This window comes from Chelatococcus composti, assembly GCF_014201415.1.
Taxonomy (GTDB): Bacteria; Pseudomonadota; Alphaproteobacteria; order Rhizobiales; family Beijerinckiaceae; genus Chelatococcus_A; species Chelatococcus_A composti.
Genome location: NZ_JACHEH010000005.1, coordinates 50101 through 62629 on the forward strand (window position 1 = coordinate 50101; position 12529 = coordinate 62629).

The following is a 12529-nucleotide window of genomic DNA, read 5'->3' on the forward strand; positions in this document are numbered from 1 at the left end:
GCCTCCTCAGTGCTGGAGCGTGCTGGCGCGATCGGCCGGCGCAAAGGTGCGGTAGAGCCACTCCGTGAGCGGCAGGGCGACGAAAAGGCCGGCGTAGAGCCCGGTGGCGTAGGTCAGGATGTTGCTCGCCGCGGCGAGGGCGAGGATCAGATCCTTCTGGTCCGGCACCACAGCGGCGAGGCCGCCGGTGCAGGCTGCGAGCATCGAGCCCGAGCCGACGCCGCAGGACATGGCGAGTGCGCGCACGTCGAAGATGCCGAGCCCGTGGATGAGCGGCGGCATGATGGCGAAGATGAAGGTGCCGATCAGCGTGCCCGTGGCATAGACGCCCATGGCGCCCGCGCCCTCGGGGCTGTTGAGGCCATACTTGTCAGCGATGAGAGCAAGGTTCGGCTCGCGGTCGATGGAATAGCTCGCGCCCACCGCCTCGCGGCCCATGCGCAGGAGGAAGACGGCAACGGGGAAGGCGACGACGATCGTGCCGAGATTGCCGATCTCCTGCAGGATGAGCGCCGGCCCCGCAGCGATGATCTCCTTGATCTGCGGCCCCACCGTGGTGCCGAAACGGGCGATGAAGGGCATGATCGCAATGGTGATCATGGTCCCGGCGAGCTTCGTCGCCTTGTGGTTGAGGACCTTGCCGGTCACCTTCAGCACGTTGGGATTGAAGATGATGCCCAGTGCAAAGGCATAGAGGATCGGCAGGAGGATCACCGCTGCGATGCCGATCGGCACGCGGATGAGCCCGATGTACTCCGACACGAGGACGATGGCGAGAACCGCCAGATGAAGAACAATCGCGGGACCGATCGCCCCGCCGCGGCTGGTAGCCATGAGCAGACCCCCTCTGTGGCGCCGGCCGTCGCTGATTCTCGAACGCTCGCGCCCACGATCAGGCCGGCAACGAGGCACAATGCCGGCAAAAATGCGTTGCGGATAGAACTCTTTTCGCGCACGAGAGTTGCTTTGTGAGCAACACACGGCACGCGACCACCCTGGGAAGGCAGCCGGGCCCCCGCTTCAGGTCTTGAGGCGGTAGCCCGTGCGGAAGATCCAGCTGACCGCCACAAGGCAGAGCACGAGAAAGACGAGCGTCATCCCCACGCTTACGGCGATGTTGACGTCCGAGGTGCCGAAGAAGCTCCAGCGGAAGCCGCTGACGAGATAGACGACCGGGTTGAACAGGCTCACCGTGCGCCAGAAGGGCGGCAGCATGTCGATGGAATAGAAGCTGCCGCCGAGGAAGGTGAGCGGCGTGACGATGAGCAGCGGCACGAGCTGCAGCTTCTCGAAGTTGTCCGCCCAGATGCCGATGACGAAGCCGAGGAGGCTGAACGTCACCGCCGTCAGGACGAGGAACGTCACCATCCAGAAGGGATGCTCCACGCGCAACGGCACGAACAGGGCCGCCGTCGCCAGGATGATGAGGCCGAGGATGATCGACTTCGTCGCCGCCGCACCGACGTAGCTCACCACGATCTCCATGGGCGAGACCGGCGCCGACAACACCTCGTAGATGGTGCCGACGAAGCGCGGGAAGTAGATGCCGAACGAGGCGTTGGAGACGCTGTGAGTGAGGAGCGTCAGCATGACGAGCCCGGGCACCAGGAACGAGCCGTAACCGACGCCGTCGATCTCCGCCATGCGCGGGCCGATGGCCGCACCGAAGACGACGAAATAGAGCGATGTGGAGATGACGGGCGAAACGATGCTCTGCAGCAGGGTGCGCCCGGCACGCGCCATCTCGAAGCGGTAGATGGCGCTGACGGCGTAGAGGTTCATCAGGCGTTCCTCACGAGGCTGACGAAGATTTCCTCGAGCGAGCTCTGCCGCGTCTGCAGGTCGCGGAAGCGGATGCCCGCCGCGGAAAGATCCTGCAGGAGGGTCGTGATGCCGGTGCGCTCGCCCTGGGTGTCGTAGACATAGGTCAGCGCCATGCCGTCCGCGGACAGCGCCAGCGAATAGCGCTCGAGGCCGGGGGGCAGCGCCGCCAGCGGCGCCTGCAGGTACAGCGTCAGCTCCTTGCGGCCGAGCTTGCGCATCAGCTCGTCCTTATCTTCGACGAGGATCAGCTCGCCGCGGTTGATGACGCCGATGCGGTCGGCCATCTCCTCCGCCTCCTCGATATAGTGGGTGGTGAGGATGACGGTGACGCCCGCATCGCGCAGCGCGCGCACCACGTTCCACATGTCGCGCCTCAGCTCCACGTCCACGCCCGCCGTCGGCTCGTCGAGGAAGAGAAGCCGCGGCTCGTGCGCCAGCGCCTTGGCGATGAGCACGCGGCGCTTCATGCCGCCCGATAGCGTCATGATCTTGGCGTTGCGCTTGTCCCACAGCGAGAGGTCCTTCAGCACCTTCTCGACATAGGTAGGGTTGGCCGGCTTGCCGAAGAGGCCCCGGCTGAAGGTGACCGTGGCCCACACGGTCTCGAAGGAGTCGGTGGTCAGCTCCTGCGGCACGAGGCCAATGATGGAACGCGCCGCCCGGTAATCGGTGATGATGTCGTGCCCATCCACGCGCACACTGCCGGCGCTCGGCGTCACGAGCCCGCAGACGATGCTGATCAGCGTCGTCTTGCCGGCGCCGTTCGGCCCGAGCAGGGCGAAGATCTCGCCGCGCCGGATCTCGAGATTGATCTGCCTGAGGGCCTGGAAGCCGGATGCGTAGGTCTTGGAGAGATTCGAGATGGAGAGGATCGGCTGCATGGCGGGCAAGATAACGGCTGCGCGGGCCGACGCGACGAGTTTTTTGTGCCCGGCAGTCACCGGCCTGTGCCGTTCGCGCGGGCGGAGGATGCGACCGTCCGCAATACGTGCCGAGATGGACGGGCGGAAAACCATTTGCCGTTGGGCGGGAAGCGTTGCGTGCCGCGGGCCTCGGACACGCAGCTGCACGAGATCTTCGCCATCGCATTCCCGCCAATGGTGGAGATCGGCCGCCCTTCAGAAGGCGAGCTGGACCTTCATCGCCTGGTTGCGGTCCGAGGCGAGCTCGAAGGCCTCCGTCGCGCGCTCGAACGGCAGAATGGCCGTCAACAGCGGCTTGACGTCGATGGCGCCGCCGCCGAGCAGCGCGACGGCAAGCTCGAACTCGCGGTCGAAGCGGAAGGTGCCGCGCAGCTGCAGCTCCTTCGCCACGAGCACGTTGATCGGCAGGGCGCCGTCGCCGCCGAGGCCGAGCTGGACGATCACGCCGCCCGGCCGCATGACATCGAGCGCTCCGGCCAGCGCCGCCGCGCTGCCCGAAGCCTCGAAAAGAACGTCGATCGTGCCCTTGTCACGGGCATAGACGGACAGCGCCTCGGGCTCCTCGGCCACGTTGACGGCACGCGTGATGCCGAGGCGCTCCGCCACGACGAGCGGAGCCGCGGCCACGTCGGTCACGATGATCTCTGCCGCGCCGGCGTGGCGCGCAACGAGCGCTGCGAGCGCGCCGATGGGACCGCAGCCGGTGATGAGGACACGTGCGCCGAGCAGGTTGCCGGCCCGGCTCGCGGCATGGAGGCAGACCGCCAGCGGCTCCGCCATCGCGGCTTCGGCCATCGACAGCGTGTCGCTCAGCGGAACGGCCTGGGCGGCATCGACCGTAAGGCTCTGCCGGAAGCCGCCCTGTACATGGGGAAAGCGCATGGCGCTGCCGAGGAAGCGCATGTCGAGACATTGGTTGCGCTGCCCGCCGAGGCAGAAGCGGCACGCGTTGCACGGACGGCTCGGATTGACCGCCACGCGCATGCCGGGAACGAGATGCGAGACGCCGGCACCCACCTCCTCGATGACGCCGGCGACCTCGTGGCCGAGCGCCATCGGCTCCCTGATGCGCACGGTGCCGAAGCCGCCGTGGCGGTAGTAGTGCAGGTCGGACCCGCAGATGCCGCCGGCCTCGATGCGCACGCGCACCTCGAGCGGCGCGGGCGGGACGATGGGCACCTCTTCAATCCTCAGATCCCGGGGAGCGTGGATGACGACACCGCGCAAGACACACCTCGCTGAAAACACCGTGGCTCGGAGCACAGTCATCATGCGCCGCGGGGACCAGTATCGGCATGCAGGGGCTGCATGATGCAGCGCCCATCCATGCGCCGCCCTCACGTCCGGCCCGATGACGAAACGTCTGGACCAGAACACGATAGCAGTACGCCCGAGACCCGCTTATGGAAGAAGCCCCAAGCCGCCGGAGCCGCCCGTGACCGACACGCCCGCCGCAACCGCCAGATCCCAGGCCGAGACCACGGCCTTCCTCGTGATCGCGGCGGTGAGCCTGTGCCATCTCATCAACGACGTCATGCAGTCGCTGCTGGCGGCGATCTATCCGATGCTGAAGCGGGACTACGGGCTCGACTTCTGGCAGGTCGGGCTCCTGACCATGACCTTCCAGGGCACGGCCTCGCTGCTGCAGCCGATGATCGGGCTCTATACCGACAAGAAGCCGATGCCCTATTCGCTGCCCGTGGGCATGGGCTCCACCTTCCTCGGCCTCATGGTGCTCGCCTTCGCCAGCGACTACCTGCTCCTCGTCTGCGGTGCGGCGCTCATCGGCATCGGCTCGGCCGTCTTCCACCCGGAGGCGTCGCGCGTCGCGCGCCTCGCTTCGGGCGGGCGCTACGGCCTTGCCCAGTCGCTCTTCCAGGTGGGCGGCAATTTCGGCTCGTCGCTCGGCCCCCTGCTCGCCGCCTTCATCGTCGTGCCCCGCGGCCAGGCGAGCGTCGCCTGGTTCTCGGTCATCGCCTTCGTCGGCATGGCCATCCTGTGGCAGGTCGGCGGCTGGTACGCACGCTACCAGGCCAGGGCGAAGCAGCGGCCGAAGACAACGCGCCCCGTCACCATCGCGCGGCACAAGGTCGTCCTCGCGCTCGCCATCCTCGCCATCCTGACCTTCTCGAAAAACGTCTACACGGCGAGCATCTCGAGCTTCTACACCTTCTATGTGATCGACCGCTTCGGCGTGTCCGTGCAGATGTCGCAGGTGATGCTGTTCGTCTACCTTGGCTCGGCGGCCCTCGGCACCATCATCGGCGGCCCCATCGGGGACCGCATCGGCGCCAAGGCGGTGATCTGGATCTCCATCCTCGGCGTGCTGCCGTTCACCCTCGCCCTGCCCTACGCCAGCCTCGAATGGACGATTGTGCTCTCGGCCATCATCGGCCTCGTGCTCGCGTCCGCCTTTCCGGCCATCGTCGTCCTGGCGCAGGAGCTCGTCCCCGGCCGCGTCGGCATGGTCGCCGGCATCTTCTTCGGCCTCGCCTTCGGCACGGCCGCCGTCGCGGCAGCGCTGCTCGGCATCGTGGCGGATGCAAAGGGCATCGGCTTCGTCTACTGGCTGTGCTCCTTCATGCCGATGCTGGGGCTCCTCACCGTCTTCCTGCCCAACCTGAGACGCGCCCCCGTGGCCTGACGAAGACTGCACCGCATCCCAAAGGCTCCCGCCGCCGTCCTCGCCGGGTCCGGCGGCAAGCCCTTGTGTCCTGTGCGGGCCGCCATTCCCTGCCAGCCCAGGTCCCTGCCAGCCCAGGCGGGCCAGCCCTCGCCTGACTTGACAGCGCAGCATCCCTGCATCATTTATATCGCACGCGATGAACTCGCGCACGATATTGAAGCACAACGCCCCCTGTCCCCGAAAGGAACTGCCATGTCCGTGAACGTTCTCTACCGCACCTCCGCCCGCGCCACCGGCGGCCGCGACGGCCGCTCGGCAACGCTCGACGGCGCTGTCGACGTCAGGCTCACCACGCCGAAGGAGCTGGGCGGACCCGGCGGTGACGGCGTCAATCCCGAGCAGCTGTTCGCCACCGGCTACGCCGCCTGCTTTCTCGGCGCCATGAAGTTCGTCGCCTCCCAGGGCGGCGGCCCCAAGGTCCCGGCCGACGCCGCCGTCACCGCGACGGTTGGCATCGGGCCACGCGCAGCCGGCGGCTTCGGCCTCGACATCGCGCTCGAGATCTCGCTGCCCGGCGTCGAGCGCTCCGCCGCCGAGGCACTCGTCGCCAGGGCGCACGAGGTCTGCCCCTATTCCAACGCCACCCGCAACAACGTGGACGTGCGGCTTTCCGTCGTGTGAACCTCCGGCGCCCCTCCCCGCCCGGAGGGGCGCCCGGCCTTGTGGCCGCCGACGGCACTATCCGATCGAGCGATTTTCGACCAAACTTCCATCGGAATTCGGGAGGTCCACCCGCCGGCCGGCGGCCAGTCCGGCAAATAAAACAGCTCGAAAATACAACGAGATGCTACCGCTCTTGCAGCGGTGTGCCGCTGCCGGCGGTGGCTTGCTGCTTAGCTGCGGCCTGTCGTCTGCCAAGCTTTTCGGCAGCGTGGCGGATGTTGCAGGCGCATGATCGTGCTAGTCTTTCCACCGGGCGGGAGCGAGGCGTGCTGGTGGACGAGAGCGATCTTTTCTACCTCACCGATGATATGCCTCACGAGGAAGAGGCCAGCAGGACGCGACCTTGGACGGTTGCCGTCATCGATGATGACTGGGCCGTGCACGAGGCGACCCGCTTCGCCCTGCGGGATTACCGGCTCGACGGGCGCGGCCTCGAGATCCTCACCGCCGCCTCGGCCGCCGAGGGCCGCAGGCTCGTCACCGAGCGACCCGACATCGCGGTCATCCTGCTCGATGTCGTCATGGAGCGCGACGATGCCGGCCTAAGCCTTGTCGATTTCATCCGTCACGAGCTCGGCAACGAGACGGTGCGCATCATCCTGCGCACCGGCCAGCCCGGTCAGGCGCCGGAGCGCCGCATCGTCATCGACCACGATATCAACGACTACAAGGCCAAGACCGAACTCACGGCCGACCGGCTCTTCACCACGCTGACGGCAGCCCTGCGCAGCTATGCCCAGCTCAAGCGTCTCGAGGTGGCGCGCCGCGAACTCGCCGAGGCGAATGCCCTGCTCGAGCAGCGCGTGGCCGAGCGCACCGCCAGCCTGCGCGCGAGGCCAACGAGCGCCTTGCCTCCCGCAGCGCCGAGCTTGCCCGCGCCAACCGCCTCAAGTCCGAGATGCTCGGCACCATCGCGCACGACCTCAAGAACCCGCTCGGCATCATCCTCGGGCGCATGGAGATGCTGGACGACCTCCTGGCGCTGGAGCCGCCACCGCGCGAGGCCATCCGCGCACAGGTGGAGCACGTGCGCGGCTCGGCCCGCCACATGGGCCGCATGATCGACGCGCTCATCGCCGATGCCATGGGCGATGCCCTCGACATCACCCTGCACCGCGGCCCGGTCGACCTCGCCGCGCTCGCGGCCGACGTTGTCGCGAGCAACCGCATCCTCGCCGAGCGCAAGAACCAGCGGATCGCCCTCGCTGGCCCCGAGCACCTCATGCTGACCGGCGATGCCGACCGCCTGCGCGAGGCACTCGACAACCTCCTCTCCAATGCCATCAAGTACAGCCCTCCCGGCACAGGCATCGCCGTGACGCTCGAGCGCGAGGCCGGAAACGCCGTCTGCCACGTGCGCGACGAAGGGCCGGGCCTGTCGGCCGAGGACGAGATGCGCCTCTTTGGCCGTTTCCAGCGCCTTTCGGCGCAGCCGACGGGCGGCGAGAGCGCGACCGGCCTCGGCCTGTTCATCACCCGCCGCATCGCCCAGCTGCACGGCGGCACCGTGACCGCCCGCAGCGGCGGCCCGGGGCACGGCTCCACCTTCAGCCTCGTCCTACCCCTCGACAATGGTATCGACACGCCATGAACACAGGGCCGCACATCGCCGTGGTCGACGACGAGCTGGCAACCCGTGAGATGGTGGGCGACTACCTGCGCATGCACGGCTTTGCCGTGACGCTGTGCGACGGCGCCGCCAGCCTGCGCCATTTCATGGCGCGCCAGCAGCCGGACCTTGTGGTACTCGACCTCAACATGCCCGGCGAGGACGGGCTCTCGGTGGTGCGCCAGCTCAAGGCTTCAGGCGATGTGCCGGTCATCATGCTGACCGCCACGGCAAGCGCCATCGACAGGATCGTCGGGCTCGAGCTCGGCGCCGACGACTATCTTGCCAAGCCCTGCGAGCTTCGGGAGCTCGTCGCGCGCATCCGCTCGGTCCTGCGCCGCAGCGCCCGGTCCGCCCCTGCCCAGCCCGAGGCCGGGCGCAGTGTCCGCTTCGGCACCAAGTGGTTCGACATCGACACCCACCGCCTGCGCGACGAGGACGGCCGCACGCAGCCGCTGACCAAGTCGGAGTTCCTGCTGCTCAAGGCCTTCGCCGACCATCCGCGACGGGTGCTGTCGCGCGAGTATCTGCTTGACATCGCCGATGCGCGCGACGCCGAGGCCTTCGACCGGGCCATCGACGTGCGCATCACGCGCATCCGGCGCAAGATCGAGCCGGATCCGGCCAATCCGCGCTTCATCCGCACCGTCCGCGGCCTCGGCTACGCCTTTGAGCCGGACGGCGCCTTGCCCCGCGTTTCGTGCCCGACGGGGACACGAAACATCGTGTCATGCCGGAAAAGAAACGGCGCCTTGCCCCACCGGCGACGCAAAAGCCCCGCAACGGCGCGCGGGCAGGATGCCTGCCAGTCCGTAGGAGAGCTCATGCGGATCCGAAACAAGATCATGCTCGTGGGTGGCATTCCCATTGCGATCGCCGCCGGCATCGCCGTGGCCGCCTGGCTGCTGCTAAGCGAGGCCGAACGGGCCCGCAGCGGCGCCGTCCTCGCCGGCGCCATCTACCGCGACCTTCTGGTCGCCATGAGCGTGCGCGACGACTATGTGGGCGCCAACCCGGCCGAGCGCGACCCGCATGCCGAGCGCTTCCGCGAGCTGGCGGCGCGGGCGCAGGTGCAGCTCGCATCGCTCGCTCCGCTCGCGCGCACGCAGGAGCAGCGCCGCGAGGTGACGAGCTTCCAGGACACGCTCGCCCGCTATGCCGCGCGCATGGACGACTACATCGCCGTGACGACGGTGAACGACCGGCTGATCGCCGAAATGTCGCTGCGCGCGGCAAGGCTCGTCACCCTGGCGGAGGAGGCACGCGCCCGGCAGCACGCATCCAATGCCGACATCATCACCACCCTCACCGAGAAGGACCAGCAGCTGAGACGCCTGCGCGACATCGTCGACAGCGCCTACCAGCTGCGCGCCACCCTGTGGGGCCTGCAGACGGTGCTCCAGCGTCCGGATGGCAGCGACCCCAGCTTCGCTCTGGCGCAGATGCAGCACGCCGCGACCGGCCTCGGCGAGGCGCTGGGAACGCGGCGCGGCGGCGAGGCGCGCGAACTTGGCGACCTCTCGCGCGCCGCGGCGTCGGCGGAACGCGCGGATCTCGCCGCGATCACGGAGCGACTGCTTGCCTGGTGCGACCGCCTGCTCAAGATCGAGGTGACCGCCCAGCGCGCCCTTCAGGAGGAGGTAGCCCAGCTTCTCACCTATTCTGTCGAGGCCAACGAAACCGAGCAGGCGACACAGAACGTCGCCGTCGCCACCCTCAGGCTCGGCCAGGAGACGCACGAGGCCCTGACCCGTCGCGACGCCGACCTCGCCGAGCGCAAGCTCGCGCGCAGCGGCGAGCTTGCCGACATCGCCGCCGCCCTGCCGATCTCGCCCCTCATCCAGACCGACATGATCGACGCCATCACCGAATGGCGCGAGCGGCTCGGCACCACCATCGAGGGCATACGCAAGCAGAACGCGATGATCGCCGACATGGACCAGACGGCCGCGGCCATGGTGGCCAAGGCGCGCTCGCTCAACGACCTCTTCACGGGCGACGCCGACTGGCTCGGCGACTTCATCGGCCACGTGCTTGTCATCGGTGCGACCGTCGGCCTGCTCTTCGGCTCGGTGGCGGCCTTCGCGGCAGCACGCTCCATCACCATGCCGCTGCGCCGCCTGCAGGGCAGCATGCTCGCCCTCGCCGCCGATCCGCTCGCCGGCCGCATCGCCGAATCCGACCGGCGCGACGAGCTTGGCGACATGGCGCGGGCCGCCAACATCTTCGTCACCGAGATCAGCCGGCGCGAGCGCGACCTGCGCCAGGCCAAGGAAAGGACCGACGAGACCCTCGCCGAGCTGCGGCAGGCCCAGGCCGACCTCATCCAGGCCGAGAAGCTTGCCTCCCTCGGCCAGCTCGTCGCCGGCGTCGCACACGAGATCAATACGCCGCTCGGCATTGCCCTCACCACCGCCACGCTGCTGGGCGACGAGGCGCAGGAATTTGAGCGCGCGCTCAAGGGCAACCAGCTGCCGCGCTCGCGCCTCGCCCATTTCCTCGACCGGATGAAGGAGGGCTCGCGCCTGCTCTTCGACAATCTCGGCCGGGCCAGCGACCTCGTGCACAGCTTCAAGCAGGTGGCGGTCGACCAGGTCAGCGACGAGCCTCGGCGCTTCGAGATGAAGGGCTGGCTCGAGGACGTGATCCGCAGCCTCGGGCCGCTGCTGCGCAAGACGCAGCATGCCGTCGCCATCGACTGCCCGGCGCCGCTGCAGGTTGGCACCTATCCGGGGGCGCTGGCGCAGGTGCTGACCAACCTCGTCATCAACGCCGCCCTGCACGCCTACGACGAGGGCGAGAGCGGGCGCATCGCCATCACCGTGCGGGACGCGGGCGACCAGCTGCATCTCACCGTGAGCGACGACGGCAAGGGCATCGCCCCGCAGCACCTCGGACGCATCTTCGACCCCTTCTTCACCACGGCCCGCCACCGGGGCAGCACCGGGCTCGGGCTGCACATCGTCTACAACCTCGTCACCAACAAGCTGCAGGGGCGCATCGACGTGGAGAGCCGCCCGGGCGCCGGCACGACCTTCCGCATCGAAATGCCGAAGCAGCTTGCCGGCGAGGCCCGCACTGAGGCCATGGCGGCGCTGTAAAGGGGAACGGATCCATGACGACGAAGCTGCCAGCCGGCGCCCTCCTGCTCGCCCTCCTCGCCTCGCCCGCGGCCGCCAAGACGCTCGTCTTCTGTTCGGAAGGCAGCCCCGAGGCCCTCAACCCGCAGATCGTGACGACGACGACGGGCATGAACGCCGGCCGGCCGATGTTCAACAATCTTGTCGAGTTCGCGCCCGGCACGACGCGGATCGTGCCCGCCCTGGCGCAGTCCTGGGACATCTCCCCGGACGGCACCACCTACACCTTCCGCCTGCGGCGGGGCGTGAAGTTCCACGCCAACGGCATCTTCACGCCGACGCGCGACTTCAACGCCGACGATGTCCTCTTCTCGCTCATGCGGCAGTGGAAGGAGGACCACCCCTTCCACAACACGCCCGGCGCGACCTTCGACTATTTCCGCGATCTCGGCATGCCGGATCTCATCCGCGCCATCGAGAAAATCGACGACCACACCGTGCGCATCCGCCTCACGCGGGCCGAAGCACCGTTCCTCGCCAATCTCGCAATGCCGTTCAACGTGGTGCTGTCCGCCGAATATGGCGAGCTTCTGCTGCGCCGTGGCGAGCCCGAGCGGCTCGACACCGAGCCCATCGGCACGGGGCCCTTCATGTTCGTCGGCTACCAGAAGGACATCGCCATCCGCTACCGGGCCTTGGCCGACTACTGGAACGGACGGCCGAAGATCGACACGCTCGTCTTCTCCATCACCCCCAACCCTGTCGTGCGGCTCACCAAGCTCAAGGCAGGCGAGTGCCACGTCATGGCCTTCCCCAACCCCGGCGACCGGCAGGCCATCGCATCCAATCCCTCGCTGCGGCTGCTGCAGCAGGAGGGGCTCAACATCGGCTATCTCGCCATGAATGCCGCGCGCCCGCCCTTCGACAACCTCGCCCTGCGCCGGGCGGTGAACATGGCGATCGACAAGTGCGCCATCATCGAGGCCGTCTACCAGGGCACCGGCACGGTGGCCAAGAACCCGATTCCGCCGACGCTGTGGTCCTACAACGAGGCCGTCGAGGACCATCCCTACGACCCCGAGGAGGCGCGGCGCCTCGTCGCCGAGGCCGGCTATCCGCACGGGCTCGACACCGACCTCTGGTACATGCCCGTCAGCCGGCCCTACAACCCGGACGGCCGCCGCGTGGCCGAGCTGATCCAGGCCGATCTGGCGCGTGTCGGCATCCGCACCCGCCTCATGACGGCGGACTGGGACCAGTACCGCGCGAAGCTGCAGGCCGGCGAGCCCGCCCTCGCGCTCTACGGCTGGACGGGTGACAACGGCGAGCCGGACAACTTCCTCAACGTGCTCCTGGGCTGCGCCGCAGCCCGCCCCGGCGGCAACAATGTCGCCAAGTGGTGCGATGGCGAATACGACGCGCTTGTCACGCGCGCCAAGGCCACCAGCGACCGGGCCGAGCGCGAGGCGCTCTACCGGAAAGCGCAGGAGAGCTTCAAGCGCCAGGCGCCGTGGGTGCCCCTCGCACACTCGATCGTCTTCATGGCCACCCGCAAGGAGGTGAAGGGTTTCGGCATCGATCCGCTGGGCCGCCACGTCTTCGATGGTGTCGATCTCGAAGGGGAAGCCACACGTTGAAAGCGAAGGCCAAACGAAACCGCTGATAGGCTGAATCAAACGATTGTTGCGGGAAAACCGCAAGAGACGAAACCAAAAACGTTTCGGACGCAATGCGCCTGAAACGC

General features: G+C 68.1%; 8 protein-coding genes and 2 pseudogenes. 6 read left to right on the top strand and 4 right to left on the bottom strand.

Features of this window, described 5'->3' with window-relative positions; all coding sequences use genetic code 11:
* Positions 1-6: 6 nt before the first annotated feature.
* The 4 genes from HNQ73_RS11510 to HNQ73_RS11525 all read right to left on the bottom strand — a co-directional run bounded on the left by HNQ73_RS11510 (position 7) and on the right by HNQ73_RS11525 (position 3974).
* A complete protein-coding gene (locus tag HNQ73_RS11510; RefSeq protein ID WP_183335022.1) occupies positions 7-834 on the bottom strand; it encodes a DUF3100 domain-containing protein in 828 nt (275 codons plus the stop codon).
* 186 nt (positions 835-1020) lie between these two features.
* Positions 1021-1782 (bottom strand): ABC transporter permease, encoded by a 762-nt coding sequence (locus tag HNQ73_RS11515; protein ID WP_183335023.1) that lies wholly within the window; start codon positions 1780-1782, stop codon positions 1021-1023.
* The gene (locus tag HNQ73_RS11520) at positions 1782-2705 is read right to left on the bottom strand and encodes an ABC transporter ATP-binding protein (protein WP_183335024.1); all 924 of its coding nucleotides are present in this window, start codon (positions 2703-2705) and stop codon (positions 1782-1784) included. Before HNQ73_RS11520 ends, HNQ73_RS11515 begins: the two co-directional genes overlap by 1 nt.
* A gap of 237 nt (positions 2706-2942) precedes the next feature.
* Complete coding sequence (locus tag HNQ73_RS11525) at positions 2943-3974, bottom strand: L-idonate 5-dehydrogenase (RefSeq protein WP_183335025.1); 1032 nt, start codon at positions 3972-3974, stop codon at positions 2943-2945.
* A gap of 208 nt (positions 3975-4182) precedes the next feature.
* On the opposite strand from HNQ73_RS11525, the gene HNQ73_RS11530 reads away from it, so the two are divergent.
* The 6 genes and pseudogenes from HNQ73_RS11530 to HNQ73_RS11555 all read left to right on the top strand — a co-directional run bounded on the left by HNQ73_RS11530 (position 4183) and on the right by HNQ73_RS11555 (position 12422).
* Positions 4183-5391: an MFS transporter gene (locus HNQ73_RS11530; protein ID WP_244650133.1), complete on the top strand. Its 1209-nt coding sequence runs from the start codon at positions 4183-4185 to the stop codon at positions 5389-5391.
* A 234-nt stretch (positions 5392-5625) separates the two neighbouring features.
* Positions 5626-6054 carry an organic hydroperoxide resistance protein gene (locus HNQ73_RS11535; RefSeq protein ID WP_183335027.1) on the top strand — a complete coding sequence of 143 codons (429 nt, stop codon included), beginning with the start codon at positions 5626-5628 and terminating at the stop codon, positions 6052-6054.
* A gap of 311 nt (positions 6055-6365) precedes the next feature.
* Positions 6366-7687: pseudogene (locus tag HNQ73_RS11540) on the top strand (ATP-binding response regulator).
* Positions 7684-8388: pseudogene (locus HNQ73_RS18160) on the top strand (response regulator); the annotation flags it as partial. The pseudogenes HNQ73_RS11540 and HNQ73_RS18160, both read left to right, overlap by 4 nt.
* 534 nt (positions 8389-8922) lie before the next feature.
* Positions 8923-10806, top strand: coding sequence for a sensor histidine kinase (locus HNQ73_RS18165; protein ID WP_338077632.1), 1884 nt, complete (start codon positions 8923-8925; stop codon positions 10804-10806).
* 14 nt (positions 10807-10820) lie between these two features.
* Positions 10821-12422 carry an ABC transporter substrate-binding protein gene (locus HNQ73_RS11555; protein WP_183335028.1) on the top strand — a complete coding sequence of 534 codons (1602 nt, stop codon included), beginning with the start codon at positions 10821-10823 and terminating at the stop codon, positions 12420-12422.
* The last annotated feature ends 107 nt before the right edge of the window (positions 12423-12529 follow it).

Excerpts from the sequence above, each read along its gene's own strand:
- HNQ73_RS11510 (WP_183335022.1), bottom strand. The coding sequence starts at position 834 with ATGGCTACCAGCCGCGGCGGGGCGATCGGTCCCGCGATTGTTCTTCAT.
- HNQ73_RS11515 (WP_183335023.1), bottom strand. The coding sequence starts at position 1,782 with ATGAACCTCTACGCCGTCAGCGCCATCTACCGCTTCGAGATGGCGCGT.
- HNQ73_RS11520 (WP_183335024.1), bottom strand. The coding sequence starts at position 2,705 with ATGCAGCCGATCCTCTCCATCTCGAATCTCTCCAAGACCTACGCATCC.
- HNQ73_RS11535 (WP_183335027.1), top strand. The coding sequence starts at position 5,626 with ATGTCCGTGAACGTTCTCTACCGCACCTCCGCCCGCGCCACCGGCGGC.
- HNQ73_RS18165 (WP_338077632.1), top strand. The coding sequence starts at position 8,923 with ATGTCGCTGCGCGCGGCAAGGCTCGTCACCCTGGCGGAGGAGGCACGC.
- HNQ73_RS11555 (WP_183335028.1), top strand. The coding sequence starts at position 10,821 with ATGACGACGAAGCTGCCAGCCGGCGCCCTCCTGCTCGCCCTCCTCGCC.